This window comes from Micromonospora sp. CPM1, from assembly GCF_023896895.1.
Taxonomy (GTDB): domain Bacteria; phylum Actinomycetota; class Actinomycetes; order Mycobacteriales; family Micromonosporaceae; genus Micromonospora; species Micromonospora tulbaghiae.
In genome coordinates, this window is the sequence record NZ_JAMHIU010000005.1 from 24,269 (window position 1) to 43,972 (window position 19,704).

General features: G+C 75.3%; 15 protein-coding genes. 6 read left to right on the forward strand and 9 right to left on the reverse strand.

Features of this window, described 5'->3' with window-relative positions; translation table 11 throughout:
• Positions 1-27: 27 nt before the first annotated feature.
• The 7 genes from M8C11_RS07725 to M8C11_RS07755 form a co-directional block, all read right to left on the reverse strand.
• Positions 28-1,260 (reverse strand): MFS transporter, encoded by a 1,233-nt coding sequence (locus M8C11_RS07725; protein WP_252449030.1) that lies wholly within the window; start codon positions 1,258-1,260, stop codon positions 28-30.
• A gap of 206 nt (positions 1,261-1,466) precedes the next feature.
• Entirely contained in the window at positions 1,467-2,486 is a 1,020-nt protein-coding gene (locus tag M8C11_RS07730) for a hypothetical protein (protein ID WP_252449031.1), read from the reverse strand.
• A gap of 73 nt (positions 2,487-2,559) precedes the next feature.
• Complete coding sequence (locus M8C11_RS07735; protein WP_252449032.1) at positions 2,560-3,645, reverse strand: hypothetical protein; 1,086 nt, start codon at positions 3,643-3,645, stop codon at positions 2,560-2,562.
• Between the two features lie 54 nt (positions 3,646-3,699).
• Positions 3,700-5,334: a serine/threonine-protein kinase gene (locus M8C11_RS07740; protein ID WP_252449033.1), complete on the reverse strand. Its 1,635-nt coding sequence runs from the start codon at positions 5,332-5,334 to the stop codon at positions 3,700-3,702.
• A gap of 304 nt (positions 5,335-5,638) precedes the next feature.
• Positions 5,639-7,426 (reverse strand): hypothetical protein, encoded by a 1,788-nt coding sequence (locus M8C11_RS07745; RefSeq protein WP_252449034.1) that lies wholly within the window; start codon positions 7,424-7,426, stop codon positions 5,639-5,641.
• A gap of 42 nt (positions 7,427-7,468) precedes the next feature.
• Complete coding sequence (locus tag M8C11_RS07750; protein ID WP_120569782.1) at positions 7,469-7,909, reverse strand: DUF4395 domain-containing protein; 441 nt, start codon at positions 7,907-7,909, stop codon at positions 7,469-7,471.
• 114 nt (positions 7,910-8,023) lie between these two features.
• The gene (locus M8C11_RS07755) at positions 8,024-8,470 is read right to left on the reverse strand and encodes a thioredoxin family protein (protein ID WP_252449035.1); all 447 of its coding nucleotides are present in this window, start codon (positions 8,468-8,470) and stop codon (positions 8,024-8,026) included.
• A gap of 223 nt (positions 8,471-8,693) precedes the next feature.
• Here M8C11_RS07755 and M8C11_RS07760 point away from each other — a divergent pair, with 223 nt between their 5' ends.
• The 6 genes from M8C11_RS07760 to M8C11_RS07785 all read left to right on the forward strand — a co-directional run bounded on the left by M8C11_RS07760 (position 8,694) and on the right by M8C11_RS07785 (position 17,495).
• Complete coding sequence (locus tag M8C11_RS07760; protein WP_252449036.1) at positions 8,694-9,827, forward strand: N-acetylmuramoyl-L-alanine amidase; 1,134 nt, start codon at positions 8,694-8,696, stop codon at positions 9,825-9,827.
• 258 nt (positions 9,828-10,085) lie between these two features.
• The gene (locus tag M8C11_RS07765) at positions 10,086-13,271 is read left to right on the forward strand and encodes a penicillin acylase family protein (protein WP_252449037.1); all 3,186 of its coding nucleotides are present in this window, start codon (positions 10,086-10,088) and stop codon (positions 13,269-13,271) included.
• A 59-nt stretch (positions 13,272-13,330) separates the two neighbouring features.
• Positions 13,331-14,518: a DNA polymerase IV gene (gene dinB / locus M8C11_RS07770; RefSeq protein WP_252449038.1), complete on the forward strand. Its 1,188-nt coding sequence runs from the start codon at positions 13,331-13,333 to the stop codon at positions 14,516-14,518.
• A 104-nt stretch (positions 14,519-14,622) separates the two neighbouring features.
• Positions 14,623-15,555 carry a hypothetical protein gene (locus M8C11_RS07775; protein WP_252449039.1) on the forward strand — a complete coding sequence of 311 codons (933 nt, stop codon included), beginning with the start codon at positions 14,623-14,625 and terminating at the stop codon, positions 15,553-15,555.
• Between the two features lie 99 nt (positions 15,556-15,654).
• Positions 15,655-16,872: a sensor histidine kinase gene (locus M8C11_RS07780; protein ID WP_252449040.1), complete on the forward strand. Its 1,218-nt coding sequence runs from the start codon at positions 15,655-15,657 to the stop codon at positions 16,870-16,872.
• Complete coding sequence (locus tag M8C11_RS07785; RefSeq protein ID WP_252449041.1) at positions 16,869-17,495, forward strand: response regulator transcription factor; 627 nt, start codon at positions 16,869-16,871, stop codon at positions 17,493-17,495. Before M8C11_RS07780 ends, M8C11_RS07785 begins: the two co-directional genes overlap by 4 nt.
• A gap of 5 nt (positions 17,496-17,500) precedes the next feature.
• Here M8C11_RS07785 and M8C11_RS07790 read toward each other — a convergent pair whose 3' ends face one another.
• Entirely contained in the window at positions 17,501-18,214 is a 714-nt protein-coding gene (locus M8C11_RS07790) for an RraA family protein (protein ID WP_252449042.1), read from the reverse strand.
• Positions 18,215-18,405: 191 nt separating this feature from the next.
• The gene (locus M8C11_RS07795; RefSeq protein ID WP_252449043.1) at positions 18,406-19,701 is read right to left on the reverse strand and encodes an aromatic acid exporter family protein; all 1,296 of its coding nucleotides are present in this window, start codon (positions 19,699-19,701) and stop codon (positions 18,406-18,408) included.
• Positions 19,702-19,704: the final 3 nt, after the last annotated feature.

Here is a 19,704-nt window from a genome sequence, read left to right on the forward strand (position 1 = left end):
GCGACCATTGGTCCCCTTTCTGCCGATTCACGCCCGACCGGTGAGCAGCCAGAGCGCCACCAGCAGGTACGGCAGCACCGCGACCGCGAAGGCCGCCGGGTTGCCCACCGCACCGGCGAGCAGCCCGTACGCGCCGTAGAAGGCGACGACGGTCAGGTCGGTGGCCATCCCGGCCAGCGACGTGACGGTGGCCCGGGCCGGCCCGGCGATCCGGGCCTGGAGCCGCACGTCGGCGAGCACGGTGGCGAGCTGGAACGCGGCGAACGCCGCCGCCAGCAGCAGGAACCCGCCCGGGTGCCGCAGCAGCGCCCCGGCCGCCGTCGCTCCCGCCGCGAACACCAGCAGACCGGCGTACCCCCGGTGGGACAGCCGCTCACCCAGCGGTGCCAGCAGCCCGCCCACTGTCATCCCGGCCCAGACCAGCAGGAGCAGCAGCGGTACGCCCGCCTCGGTCGTGCCGGTGTCGGCGGCCAGCAGCCCGGTGTACTCGTCCAGCCCGCCCCAGATCGCGGTGACGGCCGCGACCAGCAGCACGGCGGCGCGGACGCGGCGGTCGGCCCGCACCTCGCGCAGGCCCAGGCGCAGGCTGTCCAGCCAGCCGGGGTCGTCGTCACCCTGCTCCTCCCCCGGCTCGTCGCCCACGCTCGGCCCGTCCGGTGCGGCGCTCGGGGTCGGCGGTGGGCGGTGTTCCGGGAAGCGGGCCGCGACGGCTGCCGCCAGCAGGCACGTCGCCACGCTGGCCGCGCCGACCGCGAGGTAGCCGCCGAGTGCGAACACCGGCCCGGCGAGCACCCCGGAGCCGACCGCGCCGAGCACCTCGACGGTGCGGGTCCGGCCGATCAGCCGGGCGTACCGGTCGGCCGCGCCGAGGCGTTCCAACTCGGTGAAGACGAGCGCCTCCAGCGCGCCGGACCGCAGCGCGCCACCGGCGCCCCAGAGCAGGAAGCCCACGGCGAACGCCGGGTAGGACGGCAGCAGCACCCAGAGCGCGAACCCGCCCGCGGCCAGCAGCGGCGCCAGGCAGAGCAGCAGGCGACGCGACACCGCGTCGGCCCACACGCCGGAGGGCACCTCCAGCACGATGCCGGCGGCCGCCCAGAGCACGAACAGCGAGGAGATCTGCCCGACCGACAACCCCGTGTCGGCGAACAGCAGCACGTAGAGCGGGTAGAGCAGGACGAGGTCGGTGAGGAACGCGTACCCGTAGAGCGTCGCCGCCAGACGGCGGGTCGCGGGCACGCGGGCAGGAGCGACGAGCATGGAACCTTCCCGCGGGACGTGACGGACACCGGTCGGAATGCACGGTGTCCGCGGCGGCCCGCGGCCTCGTCGCTCAGGAAGGCATCAACATCGCCAGGTCATGCCGGGATCCTATCCGCCGCGAGGCGCCCGGGTGGTCCCCCGGCGGGCACGCGATCGGGGCGGGACCGTGCGGTCCCGCCCCGATCGGTCGCCCCGCTGTCGGGTCAGCGGCGGAACTTGTCCACGTCGGCCTGCGGAATGACCATGGTGGCCTCGCTGTCCGCGGCCTGCTCGGCCGTCGGCTGGCGCGGCGTGGTCGGCTGGGTGCGCTCGGAGTCCGCGTACGCCGGGATGTGCTGCGTGGCCTCCACGCCCGCCTGCGACGGCACCGGCTCGGTGGCGTCCGCACCGGCGGCGGCCGGCTGGGTGCCCGGGTACGCCGGGACCGGCTGGGTGCGGTCCGCCTCGGCGTCGCGGCTCACCGGCTGGGTCAGCTCGGAATCCGCGTACGGGCCGGTGGCGGCCAGGCGGGCCTCGACGTCACGCCGACCGGCCTGGTACGCCCGGGCGTGCGTGGCGATGGTGCGCGACTCCTCCTCGGCCCGGGTCAGCCAGTTCTCCCAGCGGCTCTGCATCGGCCGGACCAGCCCGCCGCCGACACCGACGACCAGGATGCCGCCGACGGTGGCGAGCACCGCGATCAGCACCGGGGTGGTGACGGTGGTGGCGACGCCGATCTGGTTGAGCGCGGCGATGACACCGAGGCCCAGGATGAACACCGAGGCGAGGTTGGCCAGCACCCGGCCGTACGAGAGGCCGCCGAGCGCGCTGGAGATGATGTCCTTCACCGCGCGGGCGATGGCCGCGGCGACCACCACGATGACGATGGCGACGAATGCCCGGGGCAGCCAGGCGATCACACCCGCGATCAGGTCGGAGATGGGGTTCGGGCCCCAGATGCCGAACGCGAGCTGGAGCGTGACCAGCAGCACGCCGTAGTAGGCCAGCTTCGCGACGATGTCGCTGGCGTCGTATTTCGAGCGGGCCAGCGCGGTCTTGATCCCGCCGCGCTCGACGGCCCGGTCGAAGTGGACCCGCTCCAGGACCTTGTCGACGAGCTTCAGCACGGCCTTGGCGATCAGCCAGCCGACGACCAGGATCGCGACGAACGCGACCGCCTTGGGCAGGAACAGCATCACCGAACGGAACGCGTCGCCCACCGCGTCCCCGAAGTTGTCTCTCATCGAAGGGCCTCCACGTACGTGGTCCAGGTCTGTTCGGGTGGGGCTACCCGGACGCGAGCGCGGGGAAACGCGGTCAGCCTCCGGGGCAGCGGTAGACGACGCGCGTGCTGGCCTGCGCCGTCGTCGGTTCGATGATGTTGACGGTGGCGATGCCGGTGGTCGTCCCGACCCCGGTGAACGTCCACTTGAGCGTGAGCGCCGTGCTGTGCTGCCCGCTGCCGACCCGTTCGGTGAGCACGGCGCCGGGCGGCGCGTCCGAGCGGAACCACTGGTAGCGGATCGTCCCGCCGCGCCCGTTGGTGCGTACGGTGGCCACCACGTCGACTGTCACGTCGCAGGCCACACCGGCCGGCCGGGGCACCGCGACGGTGACCCCCTCGACCTCCAGCGGGCGCAGCCGCTGCCACAGGTAGAGGCCGACCGCCAGCAGCAGCACCACGGTGAGCAGCGTGGACAGCACCGAGACGACGCGACGCCAGACCGGGCGCGGGCGGATCGGAGGCGCGGTGGGCCAGGGCGGCGCGGGCGGCGGCGTGGCCGGCACGCCCGGCCCGAAGCGCAGCTCGCCGCCGGGGCCGAACCCTGGTGCGCCGCTCACCGCCCGCGCGTCGCCGGTCCGATCCGGGTACGCCCCGGCGCCCGCCGCCGCCGTCCCGGTGGCGTAATGCTGGGGTGGTACGCCGGTGGGCTGCCACGATGCGGTCGGTTCCGCGCCGGGGCGGTTCGTCGGCCCCGGTGTCTGACGCGGGTAGACGGTGGCCGGTCCGGTCACGTTTGCGGCTGACGGGCGCATCTGGACCGTCGCCTCGCCCGCCGAGCCGTCCTGGGCCGGGCTCAGACCCACTGTCTGCTCCCCCGCCCTGCTGTCCGGAGCCGCCGGGAGATGAACGGTCGCCTCACCCACGTCGTCTGCCCGGCCCGGCCTCAGGTGCACGGTCGGCTCGGCAGCCGGCGGTGCCGCCGTGGCCGAGACGGCGAGGTCTGCGGTGCGGTCGTCCGCGCCGGGGATCGCGGCCAGGTGGACCGTGGGTTCGGCGGTAGGCGGCAGGTCGGCCGCCACCCCGGGGAGGTGGACGGTGGGTTCGGCGGTGTCCGCGTCGCCGGTGATCGGCAGGGCGCGGGTGGGCAGCGCCTCGGTGGGCTCGTCGGGGCGGGTCACGCCGACCGTCCCCGGGACGGGATGCGGTGCGGGGCAGCGGGCACTGTCGTACTCCTAGCCGGGGGTGCAGTCGTGGTAGAGCGTCACGTACACCGGTGACGCCGAGGTGGTCGTGTTGCCGGCGGCGTCGGCGGCGGTGACCCGGACGGGGATGCGGGCGCTGCGCCTGGGCGTGGACAGCGGGCCGAGCGTGCCGGTGAACACGCCGCGCCCGGCGGCGGCCATCCGGATCGTGCCGGTGGCGCCGTCGAGGGTGTAGCCGAACGTGACGGTGAGCGCGGCCGGGCCGCTGCGGTCGTCGGTGACGGTGGCGGTGACGGTGCTGGTCTTGGAGCCGTAGGGGCAGCCCTTCGGGTCCAGCTCGCCCGGGTCGGCGCGGACGCCGTCCACGACCGGCGCTGTCACGTCCGGTGGCGGCGGGCTGGTGGTGCGCGACGCGCTGGGGGTGGGCGTGCCGGTACGGGTCGGCGTCCCGGTCGGGTCGGGGGTGGCCGACGGCGCGGGAGGTGGTGGTGCGGCGGACGCGGTGGACGGGCCGGGCGTCGGCGACGGGCTCGGCGACTCGACGCCGGTCGGGTCCGGTACGGGTGCGCCGGTGGTGGCGGGGCCGGCGCTCGCCGGGCCGGCCGGGCCGGCGGCGGGCGTGCCGTCGTGAGCGGCGTAGCTGTAGCCGGCGCCCCCGGCCAGGACGGCGGCGACCAGGGCGCCGGCGGCGAGCGCGGTACGGGTGCGGCCCTTGCGGAACCGTCCGGCCCGGCCGGTGGTGGTCGTGCCGAGTTCGGTGTACGCGACGGCGGTGGCGCCCTCGGCCCGGTCCGGGAACGGCCACAGCGCGGCCAGCAGCGCCACCCGCCGGGCCAGCTCGCGCAGCCCGCGTTCCTCCCATTCCGGGCCGTAGCCGGTGCCGGCGACCTGTTCCAGCAGGTCCAGGAACGCCTCGGCGGACGGCGGGCGCTCGTCGGGGCGTTTGGCCATGCCGTTGCGCAGCAGTTCGTGCACCGGCGGGGGCGCCGCCTCGGCGGGGATCGGCGCGCTGGCGTGCTGGTCGCGCAGGGAGAGCAGGTCCGGTCCCTGGTACGGGGGCCGGCCGGTGAGGCACTCGAAGAACGTGGCGGTGGCGGCGTAGACGTCGCACGCCGGGCTCGCCGGGGCGCCGGTCCACTGCTCGGGGGCCATGTAGCGGGGCGTGCCGGACACCGTGGTGTCGGAGCCCTGGCCGATCGGCATGGCGATGCCGAAGTCGGCGAGCTTGCTCAGCCCGGCGCCGGTGACCAGCACGTTCTCCGGTTTGTAGTCGCGGTGCACGACACCGTGGGCGTGCGCGGCGGCCAGGCCGGCGAGTGAGCCCTTCAGGACGCAGAGCGCGGCCTCGGGCGTGGTCGGGCCGTGCGCGCGCAGCATCTGGCGCAGCGAGACGCCGTCGACCAGTTCCATCACGATGGCCGCGCCGTGCGGGCTCTCCACGTACTCGTAGAGGCGGCTGACGTGCGGGTCGTCGATCTCGCCGAGCAGCCGGGCCTCGGTGCGGAACGCGGTCCGGAACGCCGAGTCCTCACCCAGGTCGCGGACCAGGTACTTGATCGCGACCGGGGTGCCGGTCGGGTCGTGGGTGGCGAGCACGACGCTGCCCGACGCGCCCGCGCCGAGCCGGCGGACCGGCGTGTATCCGGACAGTTCCCAGCCGCTCATGCGACAGACTCCACGGCGTCCCACGGGCGGGTGTCGGACGCCGCCTCGCTCGTCATTCTGACCGTGGCGCGGCCGCCGGCCATCGCCGCAACGGCTGCTTCCGGACGCCGGTCGGCGCCCGGTTCCCCGGGCGGCGCGGCGCCGCCCGGCAGGTGGTCGGTATCGGACACACCGCCACGAGTACCAGACCCCGGCAACCGTCCCCGACCTCGTCGATCATGAAGTTGACGGGGACAAAAGGGACTGAGACCGCCGTCAACTTCATGATCGACGGAGAGGAAGCGGGCGGGGAGGGGGTGCGGGGTCAGCGGCGGCGGGGTGGGGCGATTCCCGCCGGTGGAGGGGTGCGGAGCAGCCAGAGGGGGTTGCTCGCGCCCACGATCTCGCCGTCGCGGTCGCGGACCTGGGTGCGGACGTACGTGCCGGCGCCGACGCGCACCGGCAGGTCGTGCCAGCCCGGCCGCAACTGCCGCCAGGGCACCTGCCCGACCCGGACCGCCGGTGTCGGGTCCGCGACACCGGCCCGGTCGACCTCGCCGGTCACCGTCTCCAGCGTGGCCCCGGCCGGCAGGTCGGTGGCGCGCAGCCGCACCGTGACGGTGTCCTCGGTGAGCACGGCGAGCGCGCCCATGGCGCTGCGGCCACCCAGTTCCAGGTCCAGCGCGCCCCGGTAACCGGCCAGGTCGGCGAACCACGCCTGCCCGGCGCGCAGCGCCGCGACCAGGTCGTCCCGGCCGGTCGAGGCCGCCCACACCGAGGTGATGTTCCGGTCCCGGCCCGCGCGCCAGTCGGTGCCGTCGTGGTCGTCGGTGACCCCCACGGCGGTGAGCGGGATCGCGTTGCGGGCCGCCACGTCGTACGCCCAGAGGTGGTCCTCGACCGGCCGGCGTCCGATCTCGATCAGGTCGACGCCGAGCGCGTTCCGGCTGACCAGCAGGCGGGCCAGGGATTCGCGGCGCTCGGTGTCCAGCGGGTGGTTCCAGCAGACCACCCCGCCGTGCGAGTGCAGGAACCGCACCGTCGCCTCGGTGGCGTCCACGTCGTTGTCCCGGTACGGCGGGGACGGGAAGCGCGGCAGCGTGCCGTCGCCGCCGAACCAGTTGAGGTGCCGCACCATCGACACCTCGTACGCGCGGTGGTGGGTGACGCCCTCGTACGCCCCGGCGTAGCCGCGCAGCACCTCGGCGCGCAACTCCTCGCCCGCCTGGCCGGCGCGGCGGGCGCGGTCGAAGACGAGCCGGTCCACCAGGTACGCGCCGCGCGCGCCACCGGACACGGTCACGCCGAGGCGCAGCCCGCGCAGCGAGTTGTCCCCGGCGACCAGGCCCGGCCAGAGCCGCCGCACGTCGGCGAGCAGGTCGAACGTGTGCCGCCGCCAGACGCCGGCCGGGGCGGGCAGCTCGACGGTGCCGTGGCGGCCGTCCACTGTGTGCCGGACCGCGTCCACGCCGCCGAGGCGGTAGCGCAGCACGAGCTGCCCGGCGGGGCGGCCGGGTCCGGCCGGGTGGTGCGACAGCGCGACCTCAACGGTGAGCGTGGCGTCCCGGCCCGCCGCTTCGGGGCGTACGTCGAGGTGCAGTTTCGTGTCGGAGATGTTGGCGGTGTGCGTCCAGTTCCACGCCTTGCCCGCGTACCAGTGGGTGCCGGCACCGGCGGCGGTGAGACGCAGCGCGCGGCCCGGGCCGTCGAGGGCGTCCGGCGCTTCCACGAAGTCGGCGGCCGAGGCGCGCAGGCGCCCCTCGGTGGCCGGCTGCCAGGTCCAGGCCAGGCCGTCCTCGCGTTCCTCCGGGCCGTCGAAGTGGACGACCCGGCGGTGGTCGTGGGCGGCGACCCGGAAGTCGTGGTCGGTCCACCAGAGCACGTCGACGCCGTTGCGGCGGGCCTGGTCGAGGTGGGCGGCGTAGCTGGCCACGCCCTCGCTGAACGAGGCGTGCAGGTGCATCGCCATGCTGATCGGCCGCCGGCCGCGCGGCGGGGGCGGCGGCCGGTCGTTCGTGGCGGCCAGCCCGACCGGCACGCCGATCCCCGCCACCGCCAGCCCGCCCGCGGCGACGAGCACGCTGCGCCGGTCCAGCCGTCCGCGACCCGCCATGCCACTCCCCCATCCCGCCGGGGTCAGCGTACGGGCGGGCGGTCAGCGCGGGGGTACCGCCACCCGGGCGGCGAGCGGACGCCCGGCCAGCCGCCGGATCGCCAGGTACGCCTCGCAGCCGAGGCAGAGCCCGAACGCGGCGTTGAGAAACGCGGCGGCCAGCGCGGCGCCGGTGGCGGCCAGGCCGAGCGCGGGCAGCCCGGCGAACCAGCCGGCCGCGCCGACGGCGCTGAAGGCCAGGCCGACGACCTGGGCGAAGCGCACCGGCGCGACCGGCTCCAGCTCCGCCGGCGGGTCCAGCCGGGGTGCCACCAGGGCGCGGAACAGCAGGCCGTACGGCCCGAGGCGCGGGTTGACGGCGGTGAGCGCGAACACCACGGCCTGGGCGAGCAGGAGCAGCCCGGAGCCGGTGACGAGGACGATCGCGAGGACGACTGTGGTGAGGACGGCGGCGAAGCGCGGTCCCCGGGGGTCGAGCAGCATGGGGTGGGTCCGTTCGTGCGGGGGCGGTCGGTCAGGCGGGACGCGCCGCCGCACAGAGGCTCGTGGCGAGCCGGCCGTGGTCCACCACCCGGCGGCGGGTCAGCCGTACGCCGGTCATCGCCCCGCCCCGACCGTGAGCGCGGCGATCAGGTCGTCGCGGTCGGGCACGCCCGCGGCCCGGCGCACCACGCGGCCCGCCGCGTCCACCACCAGCACGGTCGGGGTGCGCCACACGTCCAGTTCCCGGGCCGCGTCGAGGTGTTCGTCCACGCCCACCTCCCGCACCGCGACGCCGTCGAGGCGGGCGGCGACGTCGGCGAGCACCCGGCGGGCGGCCCGGCAGGGCGCGCAGACCGGTGCGGAGAACTGCACCAGCGTGACCTCGCCGGGGCGCACCCCGAGGGCGGTGAGGGTGGCGAGGTGCGGCGCATCGGCGGCCGATGGGCGCTTCCGGACGGCGCGCAGCCGCCCGTCGTGGCGACTGCGCCACCAGCCGAACGCGGTGGCGGCCGCGAGCACCGCGACGAGCACGAGGATCCCGGTCAGGCTGGGCGACTGCACCGGCCCAGGCTGCCACGGCAGGTCGCGGAAGACCATGGTCCGTCCCGGTCAGCGGACGTGAGATCGCCTACTCCGGCGGTAGGAGCGGCGGGCGCACCGGCCGGCGAACGTCGCTTTTGTCCTCTGGCGCACCGCGCGAGCTTGGCAATATTCTCCACCACGCGCGCAGTCGTTGCAGTTCCTTTACATCGCCCGGCGCCGTTCGGGCCATCGAGGAGGCGAGATGCACTTCGACCACCCCGAGCTGGACCGCCGTACGCTGCTGCGGGCCGGCCTCGGCGCCGCGGCGGTCGCGGTCGTCGGCAGCGAGCTCGCCCTGCCGGCCGCCGCGCACGCCGCACCGGGCGCGGACCTCGACTGGATCATCAGCTGCGACGAGTGGGCCGCCCGCCCACCGGCTGACCCGCTGTCGGTCAGCGCGATCCCGACCAACAAGATCATCGTGCACCACATGGCGTTCCCGAACGTCACGGACTACTCCGAGGAGCACGCCAAGCAGCTCGCCCGCGACTGCCAGGACCTGCACATGGACGGCAACGGCTGGTCCGACACCGGGCAGCACTTCACGGTGAGCCGCGGCGGTCACGTCCTGGAGGGACGCCACGGCAGCCTGGACCGGCTGCTCGCCGGCGACCGGCAGATGATCGCCGCGCACTGCCCGGGCGAGAACGGGCGGGCCATCGGGATCGAGAACGAGGGCACCTACGTCACCGAGACGCCGCCGGAGGAGCTGCTCGACGGGCTGGTCCGACTGTGCACCGCGATCTGCCGGCAGTACGGGCTGCACGCCCACGACATCTTCGGCCACTGGGACTTCCGCGCCACGCTCTGCCCGGGCGCGATGTTCTACCGGGAGTTCCCGGCGCTGCGCCGCGCCGTGTTCGAGAACCTGGGCACCGACCCGGGCGACGTGCCGGCCCGCCGCTGGCCGGACATCTGGCGTTTCGTCGGCGGCCCGGTGGTCCGCGTCGCGCAGTACCTGCTGACGTTCCACGGCTACACCGTGCCGGTGACCGGCGTGTTCGACGCGGCGACAGTCGCGGCGGTGCAGGACTGGCAGGCGCGCAACGGCATCCCGGTCGACGTCGACGCCACGCTCACGGCGCCGACCTGGGAGACCCTGGCCCCGGAGCTGGACCAGAAGTCGTCCGGCGTACCGGTGGCGGCCGCGCAGTTCATGCTCGCCTCCAAGGGCTACGCCGAGGTCACCGCGACCGGTGAGTACGACCACGCCACCCGCACGGCGGTGAAGGACCTCCAGCGCCTGCACGGACTACCGCCCAACGGCAAGATCAGCACCACTACCTGGTGCGCGCTGGTGGGGGGTGTGGTGCGCCAGTCGTTCCACAAGCACTGACGGCGCACCGGCGGGGAGAGCGGTGGGGGTGGCAACGGCGCCACCCCCACCGCGTCGTTGCGGGACGGATCGCGACGAAACGTCGGCATTGACGACTGGTGAACGACGGCTATCCCGGACGGCAGTGGTGCGCCGATCATTGCCCGCAGATAGATATGAGTCATTCTCACCTCCGGGCAGGACGCCCGGGCACGGAGGCCGAGACGCCGTCAGCCGGGCGTACCGAACGGCCCTACTCCGCGTCCCCGGAGGATCGCCATGCCATTACCCGCCATCCGTGCCCGCCTCGCGGCGCTCACCGCCGCCGCCCTCACCGCGAGCGTCCTGACGGTCACCCAGCCGTCGCCGGCGCTCGCCGCCACCACGTTCACCCCCGACGACTACTGCCTCGGCCAGTGCGCCGACATCCTGCCCCCCGGGCAGAACGGCAACGCCACGCTCGCCGGCATCCTGGCCCACCAGGCGCTCGGCACCCGCCCCGCGCACTCCAGCGACCAGCTCGACGAGTACGCCAACCTGGTCTACAACTACGCCGGGCTGACCGACGAGCAGATCGCCCACTTCTACAACGACGCCTCGTTCGGCGTCCCCGACGCGCAGGTCGAAAGCAGGATCTCGCCGCGTTCGGACGTCACCATCGTGCGGGACAAGGCCACCGGCGTCCCACACGTCACCGGCACCACCCGCGCCGGCACCATGTTCGGCGCCGGGTACGCCGGCGCCCAGGACCGGCTCTGGGTGATGGACCTGCTGCGGCACGTCGGCCGCGGCAACGTCACCTCGTTCGCCGGCGGCGCCCCCGGCAACCGGGAACTGGAGCAGAGCGTCTGGGCCAACTCGCCCTACACCGAGGCGGACCTCCAGGCCCAGGTGGACGCGCTGCGCCTCAAGGGCACCCGGGGCCAGCAGCTCTACACCGACGTGGCCGACTACATCGCCGGCATCAACGCCTACATCGACAAGTCGATCGCCGACGACAACTACCCCGGCGAGTACGTGCTCACCGGTGCCGGCAAGCCGAAGCACTTCACCATGACCGACCTGATCGCCACCGCCGGTGTCATCGGCGGGCTGTTCGGCGGGGGCGGCGGCAGCGAGGTGCAGTCCGCGCTGGTCCGGGTGGCCGCCCGGGCCAAGTACGGCCCCACCGAGGGCGACCGGGTCTGGGCGGCGTTCCGCTCGCAGAACGACCCGGAGACCGTGCTGACGCTGCACGACGGGCAGAGCTTCCCGTACGGCGCGACGCCGCCCGGCGCCACCAGCGCGGTGCTGCCCGACGCCGGCACCGTGGTCGCCGAGCCGCTCGCGTACGACGCCACCGGCGGCGCCGCCGCCCGCACCGGCACCAGCGCCGCCACCAAGGACCTGCTCGGCGGCCTGTCCACCCTGCGTACGCACGGCATGTCCAACGCGGTCGTGGTCTCCGGCCGGCACACCACCACCGGCAACCCGGTGGCCGTGTTCGGCCCGCAGACCGGCTACTTCGCCCCGCAACTGCTCATGCTCCAGGAACTGCAGGGGCCGGGGATCAGCGCGCGCGGCGCCGCGTTCGCCGGGCTGAACCTCTACGTGCTGCTCGGCCGCGGCCAGGACTACGCGTGGAGCGCCACCTCCGCCTCGCAGGACCTGACCGACACGTACGCGGTGCCGCTGTGCACCACCGACGGCAGCGCGCCGACGCTGCGCTCCAACCGCTACCTCTACCGCGGCCAGTGCGTGGCCATGGAGGTGCTGGAGAAGCGCAACTCCTGGTCGCCGACGCTCGCCGACTCCACCCCGGCCGGCGCGTACACGCTGCGCGCGCTGCGCACCAAGTACGGGCTGGTGTCCTACCGAGGGCTGGTCAACGGGCAGCCCACCGCGTTCACCAAGCTGCGCTCCACCTACCGGCACGAGGCCGACTCGGCGATCGGCTTCCAGGCGTACAACGACCCGGCGGCGATGGGCAGCGCGGCGGCGTTCCAGGCGTCCGCGGCCAGCGTCGGGTACGCGTTCAACTGGTTCTACGTCAACTCGACCGAGGCGGCGTACTTCAACTCCGGCTCGAACCCGGTGCGCTCGTCCACCTCCGACCCGAACCTGCCGATGAAGGCGGAGCCGGCGTACGAGTGGGCCGGCTGGAACCCGGACACCAACGACGCCACGTACGCCCCGGCGTCGGCCCACCCGCAGTCGGTCAACCAGGACTACTACGTCAGCTGGAACAACAAGCAGGCGCGCGACTTCGGCGCGGCCGACGGCAACTTCAGCTACGGCGCGGTGCACCGGGGTCAGCTGCTCGACGGTCCGGTTAAGGCGGCCATCGCCCAGCGCAAGGTCGGCCGCGCCGACATCGTCCGGATCACCGCCGAGGCGGCCGTGACCGACCTGCGCGGCCAGCAGGTGCTCGGTGAGCTGCTGCGGGTGCTCGACAGCACGCCCGTCACCGACCCGGCACTGGCCGCCGCGGTGACCAAGCTGCGGGCCTGGCAGCAGGCCGGGTCGCGGCGGGTGGAGACGTCACCCGGGTCGAAGGTCTACCAGCACGCCGACGCCATCCGGATCTTCGACGCGTGGTGGCCGCTGCTGGCCTCGGCGCAGTTCCGTCCCGGCCTCGGCCCCGACCTGTACGCCGCGCTCGTCGACGCGCTCGAAGTCAACGAGGCGCCCTCGGGCGGCCAGAACGGCGCCCGCGACGGCACCGTCAACTGGGCGTCGCAGGGGCAGGCGCACAAGGGCTCGGCCTTCCAGTACGGCTGGTGGGGGTACGTCGACAAGGACCTGCGGGCCGTGCTCGGCGACCCGGTGGCCGGCGGGCTCGGGCGCACGTACTGCGGCAACGGCAACCTCGGCGCGTGCCGGCAGGCGCTGCTCGACACGCTCGGCCAGGCCGCGGCGGCGCCCGCGACCACCGTCTACCCGGGCGACTCCTCGTGCGGCGCGGGCGACCAGTGGTGCGCCGACTCGATCGCCCAGTCCGGGCTCGGCGGCATCACCCACCCGCTGATCGCCTGGCAGAACCGGCCCACCTACCAGCAGGTCGTCTCGTTCCCGGCGCGCCGGGGCGACGCGGTGACGAACCTGGCGCAGGGCCGCACCGCCACCGCGTCCAGCACCCAGTTCCTGACCAGCAACACCCCGGCCAAGGCGGTCGACGGCAGTCTGGGCAGCCGGTGGGCCAGCAGCTACAACGACAACCAGTGGCTGCGGGTGGACCTCGGTTCGGCCCGGACCATCAGCCGGGCGGTGCTGCGGTGGGAGGCCGCGTACGCCACCGGCTACCGGATCGAGGTCTCCGCTGACGGCAACTCCTGGCAGCCGGTGTTCAGCACCACCACCGGCAACGGCGGCGTCGACAACGTGACGTTCGCCCCGGTCAGCGCGCGATACGTGCGGATGTACGGCGTCACCCGGGCCACCTCGTACGGCTTCTCGCTCTACGAGTTCGAGGTCTACGGACGGTGACCGCACGCGACCGGGCAGGTCAACCGCGCCCGTTCGAACATCTGTGCGAAGATGGCCGGGTGTCGAGCGAGGCCACCATCCTGCACGCCGACCTGGACGCGTTCTACGCCTCGGTCGAACAGCGCGACGACCCCCGGCTGCGCGGCCGGCCGGTGATCGTCGGCGGCGGCGTGGTGCTCGCGTGCAGCTACGAGGCCAAGGCCCGGGGCGTGCGCAGCGCGATGGGCGGCCGGCAGGCGCTGCGGCTCTGCCCCGACGCGCTGGTGGTGCCGCCCCGGATGGCCGCGTACACGGCCGCCAGCCGGGCGGTGTTCGAGATCTTCCGCCACACCACCCCGCTCGTCGAAGGGCTCAGCATCGACGAGGCGTTCCTCGACGTGGGTGGGCTGCGGCGGCTCGCCGGAGCGCCGGCCGCCGTCGCGGCCACGCTGCGGGAGCGGGTACGCCGCGAGGTCGGCCTGCCGATCACCGTCGGCGTGGCCCGGACGAAGTTCCTCGCGAAGGTGGCCAGCGGGGTGGCCAAACCGGACGGGCTGCTGGTGGTGGAGCCGGAGCGGGAACTGGCGTTCCTGCATCCGCTGCCGGTCGAGCGGCTGTGGGGTGTCGGCCCGGTCACCGCCGCCCGGCTGCGCGAACGCGGCATCCGTACCGTCGGGCAGGTGGCCCGGCTGGACGAGCCGGCGCTGGTGTCGCTGCTCGGCGCGGGCGCCGGGCGGCACCTGCACGCCCTGGCGCACAACCGCGACCCCCGGGCCGTGCAGGTGGGCCGCCGCCGTTCCTCGATGGGCGCGCAGCACGCGCTGGGACGCGGGCCGCACTCCCCCGCCGACCTGGACGCGGTGCTGGCCGGGCTGGTCGACCGGGTCACCGGCCGGATGCGCGCCGCCCGCCGCACCGGCCGCACGGTGACGCTGCGGCTGCGTTTCGCCGACTACACCCCCGCCACCCGGTCGCACACGCTCGACGAGCCGACCGCGCAGACCGGGCCGTTGCGGGCCGCCGCCCGTGACCTGCTGCGGGCCGCGCTGCCGCAGATCGCGGAACGTGGCGTGACGCTGCTCGGCGTCTCGGTGGGCAACCTGGGCAGCGGGCACACGCAGCTCACGCTGCCGTTCACCGCCGAACCCGGCCCGGCGCTGGACGCCGCCGTCGACGCGGTGCGGGACCGCTTCGGCTCCCGGGCGCTGACCCGTGGCGTGCTGCTCGGCCGCGACCCGGGCGTCGAGATGCCCCGGCTGCCGGACTGACCGGCCGGCCTCCTCCCCCGGTAGGAGACACGCTCCGACCCGTGGCCGCGAGTGCGGCCCGCGGGCGGGCGCGACCGGCCCGGCCCGTCACGAGCATCTAAGGCATGACTACCCTGCGGAACCGGGCGGCCGGATGGCACCGCCCCCTGATGCTCCTCGTGTCCGCGATGGCGGTGCTCACCGTCGTCGCCGCGGTCGGCGTCGTGGCCGACCCGCGCGTGCTGACCGGCGCGCCCATCTGGCTCAAGCCGCTGAAGTTCGCGATCTCGTTCGTGCTCTACGGCGTCACCCTGGCCTGGATGCTGTCCCTGCTGCCCCACCGCAGCCGGGCGGCCGAGCGGGCGGCCACAGTGATCGTGGCCATGTCCGTGCTGGAGATGGCGATCATCGTGGGTCAGGTGCTGCGCGGCACCACCAGTCACTTCAACGGCACCACCACGCTGAACGCGGTGCTGTTCGACGTCATGGGCGTGGCGATCACCGTGCTGTTCGCGGCCCAGTTCGTGCTGGCGATCGTGCTGGCCCGCCGGTCCCTTCCGGACCGGGCCGGCGGATACGCGGTCCGGCTCGGCCTCGCCGTGTCCCTGCTCGGCATGCTCGTCGCGTTCCCGATGGTGGCGCAGAGCCCGGCCGGCGCGCCCGCCGGGATCAGCGGTGCGCACAGCGTCGGGGTGCCCGACAGCGGGCCGGGGCTGCCGCTGCTCGGCTGGAGCACCACCGGCGGCGACCTGCGTGTCGGGCACTTCGTCGGGATGCACGCGTTGCAGGCGCTGCCGCTGCTGGCGATCCTGCTCGACCGGTTCCTCGGCGCGCGGCTGGACGAGCTGACCCGGGCGCGGCTGGTGCTCGTCGGCGGGGCCGCGTACGCGGCACTGACGCTGCTGCTGACCGGGCAGGCGCTGCGCGGGCAGCCGCTGCTCGCGCCGGACGCGCTCACGCTCGCCGCGGCGGGGATGCTGGTGGCGGCCACCGCGGCGGCCACCACGCTGGTGCTGGCCCGCCGGACCCGGCGTACCGGTGTGGTGCTGGTCGGATGAGCGCCGTGGTGTTCGGCCCGGCGGTCCACCCCGGACCGCCGGGCCGGCGGCCGGCGAACGCGGTGGCCTCCGGCCGCTCCGGTTGCCTAGGCTGACGCGGTGAGCTGGGTCGGTCGGCTGTTCGACGCGCGCGACACGCTCGCGCGGATCCTGCTGCTGGATCTCAGCGGCGTCGGCTACCTGGTCTTCGGTCCGCACGGGGGCCAGGCCGCCACCGGTACGCAGTGGGCGCTGGCGGTCCCGGCGTTCGCGCTGGCGCTGCTGTGCCACCGCCGGCCCCTGGTGAACCTGCTGATCCAGTCGGCCCTGCTGGTCGCCGCGCTCGTCCTGGTCGACGACGTGATGATCAACCAGGTCGGTGCGAGCTGGGCGCTGCTGGAGCTGACCATGCGGGCCACCCGGCCGCGCACGGTCTGGCTGGGCGCCGGGCTGCTCGCCGCCGTCGACCTGTCCGGCCAGATCGGCGAACCGGTCCGTGCGGCGCTCACCGGCCTGTTCGGGCTGGCCGTCACAGTCGGCCTGCCGCTGCTGCTCGGGCTGGTCGTGCGGACCACCCGGGAACTGGGGCGGCAGGCCGAGGAGCGGGCCGAGGCGGAGCGGCGCCGGCGCGAGTCGGAGAGCCGGGCGGCCCGCGCCGACGAACGCGGCGCCATCGCCCGGGAACTGCACGACGTGCTCGCGCACCACGTCGCGTCGATGGTGCTGCGGGTCGGTGTGGCCCGGCACGTGCTGCCGGACCTCGACCCCCGGGTCGGCGAGGTGTTCGACGACGTGCACGCCACCGGCACGGCCGCGCTGACCGACCTGCGACGGCTGGTGGCGGTGCTGCGCGACCCGGACGGTGTCCGCGGCGACGCCGCCCTGACCGCGATCGAGCCGTCGGCGCTGCCGGCCGCGCTCGGCGCGGCTGTCGACCGGGCCCGGCAGGCGGGCGTCGTGGTGGAGGCCGACGTCGACCCGGCGGTCGGCAGGCTCGACGCGGTACGCGGCCAGGCGGTGCTGCGACTGACCCAGGAGGCGTTGACGAACGTGGCGAAACACGCGGGCGCGGCGGCCCGGGCCCGGCTGGCCGTGTCGGTCGAGGACGGCGCGGTGCACTGGGCGGTGACCGACGACGGGCGCGGCGCCGCGCCGGCCGGGGTGCCCTCCGGCGGCGGGCACGGCCTCGTCGGGATGCGGGAACGGGTCGAGGTGCTCGGTGGGCGGCTGGAGGCCGGGCCCACCGGTTCCGGCTGGCGGGTCCGGACCGTGCTGCCCCAGCCCGGGCCGGCCCACCGCGCGCCCCGGCCCCGCGCGGGCACGCCGGAGCCGGCGTGATCCGGGTGCTGCTGGTCGACGACCAGCACCTCATCCGGGCCGGCCTGCGGATGCTCTGCGACGCCCAGCCCGACCTCGAGGTCGTCGGCGAGGCCGACAACGGCCGGGACGCGGTCACCCTGGCCGCCCGGCTACGCCCCGACGTGGTGGTGATGGACCTGCGGATGCCCGGCGTCGACGGGATCACCGCGACCAGCCGGATCCTCGCCGACCGGCCGGCCACCCGGATCATGGTGCTGACCACGTTCGGCGACGACGACCACCTCTACCCGGCGCTGACCGCCGGCGCCTGCGGGTTCCTGCTCAAGGACGCGCCCCCGGCCGACCTGCTCGACGGCGTGCGCCGCGCCGCCGCCGGCGACAGCCCGTTCAGCCCGGACGTCCTGCGCCGGCTGGTCGAACGCGCGGTGCACGCCCGCGCCGGCGCGCCCCGGCGTGCGGCCGACCTGACCGCCCGCGAGCGGGACGTGCTGGACCTGGTCGCCGACGGGCTGTCGAACACCGAGATCGCCGACCGGCTGCACATCGGGGTGACCACCGTGAAGACGCACATCACCAGCCTGATGACCAAGACCGGCAGCGCCAACCGGGTCCGCCTGGCGCTGTGGGCGCGCGGCGGCTGACCGGGTCACTCCTCGATCGCGCCGCCCACCGCCCGCAGGTGCGCCCGGAACGTCAGCGCCGGGTCCGCCTCCCGGGCCGCCAGGTACGCGCCGAACCCGACCTGCGCGCGCAGCGACTCCCCGGCCCGGATCCGGTCGGCCTGCCGCCGCTCGGTGTCCCGGATGGACTCGGCCAGGTCGAACAGCTCCCCGGCCCGGTCGGCGGGTACGAACAGCACGCCGTCGTCGTCGGCCAGCGCCAGATCCTGCGGGCCGACGGTGAACGGCCCGACCCGGGCGTGCTCCAGCGCCCCGGCCGGGCGCGGGTCCAGCTCCAGCGGCCCGCTCGGGGTGGCGCCGAGGCTGAACACCGGCAGTCCGACCGCGACCAGGTCCGCGGTGTCGCGGTGCGCGCCCCACACCACCAGCCCGGCCAGGCCGGCGGCCCGCGCCTCCAGTACCACCAGGTCCCCGACGCACGCCCGGTCGGTGCGGCCGGCGTCGTCGACGACGAGCACGTCCCCGTCGGCGGCCAGCTCGATCGCCTCCAGGAAGACGTCCACGCTGCCGGCGTGCCGGGCTGGTCGGACCCGGCCGGCCAGGCGCCGCCCCGGCAGCACCGGGACGACGGCGGCCGGGGCGCAGCGGACGGGTATGCCGGCGCGCAGGCAGGCGTCGGCGACGTGGGCGGTGGTCAGAGCGGCGAATCGCGCGGCCGGCGCGTCCTGACGGATGTCCATGCGCCGACGCTAACCAGCCGGGCCGCCCCGGGCAGGTGCCAGTCCACGCCCGGTGGCCTGCGGCCGGCAACCCGGCCGGACGACGACGGGCAGCCGGACCGGCCGGAGGCGGGCGGCCGGACCGGACGACGACGGCCGGACGACGACGGCCGGACGACGACGGCCGGACGACGACGGGCGGCCGGGCCGGGTCAGGCGACGCGGGTCGGTGGGCGGAACATGTCCGGACGCCGCCCCGGCGCGCCCCGGGCAGCGGGCCGGCGCCGGACCGGCCGGCTCATCCGGGCCCGGACCGGCGGGCGCGCCTCCGCCTCCCCCGCACCGGCGGCCCGGCGCACGGTGCCGTTGGCGTCCTCGGGCCGGCAGCCGGTGGCCCGCAGCAGCTCGCTCTGCCCGGTCCGCAGATCGCTGATCATCGCCTCGCCGTAGGCGCGCACACCCTGCGACCACGCGCGCCCGGCCAGCTCGGCGCCCTGCCGTACCAGCTCCCGGGTGCGGTCCAGGTCCTCCCCGGACTTGCAGGCCCGCTTCAGCTCCCGCACCGCGTCGCCGAGGCGGGCCACCGCGTCGGGCAGCGCGGGCGGGACCGGCTCGTCGTACTGCAACGCGGTGGCGGAGCGGCGGGCGATCGAGCGGGCGTACAGGACCAGCCGTTCGAGGTGCTGGGTCGCGTCGGCGTAGCGGTGGAACCGGGCCCGGCGGTGCCAGCGGGCCGGGGCGATGGTGACCACCTCCTCGGCCCCGCTGAGCGCCTCGTTGAGCCGCCCGATGTCCGGTTCGATCCCGCGCAGATCGTCCAGGGCGCGCTGCGCCGCCCCCGCGTCGCGCCGGGTCAGCGCCCACGCGACGGCGTCGAGCTGCTCGGTGAGCCGGGTGACCACCGGCTCCACCGCCCGGTCCAGCACGCGGATCGGGTTGACCGGCAGCAGCAGCGCCACCACGAACAGGCCGACCAGGCCGCCGACCAGCGCGTCGAAGATGCGGGGCAGTTCCAGGCCGGGCTGCACCGGCGCGAGCGTGGCGATCAGCACCGCCGTACCGCCGGCCTGGCCCACGAGCGCGCCGCCGCGTCCGGCCACCAGCAGCGCGGTGGCGATGGCGAGCGTGACCACCAGGCCGGTCTGCCAGGATCCGCTGCCGAGCAGCGCGCGCAGCAGGTCACCGACCACGATGCCGAGGCCGACGCCGACGAGCAGCTCGAACGTGCGGCGGGCGCGCTGGCCGATGGCGGTGGCGATGGTGCCGACCGCGGCGGCGGGGGCGAAGACGTGCGCGCCGGAGCCGAGCAGCATCTGGGCGAGCAGAGCGGCGAGCGCCGCGGCCAGCCCGGCCTGCGCGGAGATCACCACGGTGATCTCCAGTTGGCGCAGCCGGTTCCGGCCGGCCGCGCCGCCCTGGTCACGGACCCGGGAGAACGCGAGACCGCCCCGCTCGACCGCCCGGTCCAGGGGCGAGCGGACGGTGTCGTCGGCGCGGCGGTCGGTCATGAC

Coding starts and splice junctions, on each gene's coding strand:
- M8C11_RS07775 (WP_252449039.1), top strand. CDS start 14,623: ATGACTACCCTGCGGAACCGGGCGGCCGGATGGCACCGCCCCCTGATG.
- M8C11_RS07740 (WP_252449033.1), bottom strand. CDS start 5,334: ATGAGCGGCTGGGAACTGTCCGGATACACGCCGGTCCGCCGGCTCGGC.
- M8C11_RS07750 (WP_120569782.1), bottom strand. CDS start 7,909: ATGCTGCTCGACCCCCGGGGACCGCGCTTCGCCGCCGTCCTCACCACA.
- M8C11_RS07765 (WP_252449037.1), top strand. CDS start 10,086: ATGCCATTACCCGCCATCCGTGCCCGCCTCGCGGCGCTCACCGCCGCC.
- M8C11_RS07795 (WP_252449043.1), bottom strand. CDS start 19,701: ATGACCGACCGCCGCGCCGACGACACCGTCCGCTCGCCCCTGGACCGG.
- M8C11_RS07745 (WP_252449034.1), bottom strand. CDS start 7,426: ATGGCGGGTCGCGGACGGCTGGACCGGCGCAGCGTGCTCGTCGCCGCG.
- M8C11_RS07730 (WP_252449031.1), bottom strand. CDS start 2,486: ATGAGAGACAACTTCGGGGACGCGGTGGGCGACGCGTTCCGTTCGGTG.
- M8C11_RS07790 (WP_252449042.1), bottom strand. CDS start 18,214: ATGGACATCCGTCAGGACGCGCCGGCCGCGCGATTCGCCGCTCTGACC.
- M8C11_RS07760 (WP_252449036.1), top strand. CDS start 8,694: ATGCACTTCGACCACCCCGAGCTGGACCGCCGTACGCTGCTGCGGGCC.
- M8C11_RS07725 (WP_252449030.1), bottom strand. CDS start 1,260: ATGCTCGTCGCTCCTGCCCGCGTGCCCGCGACCCGCCGTCTGGCGGCG.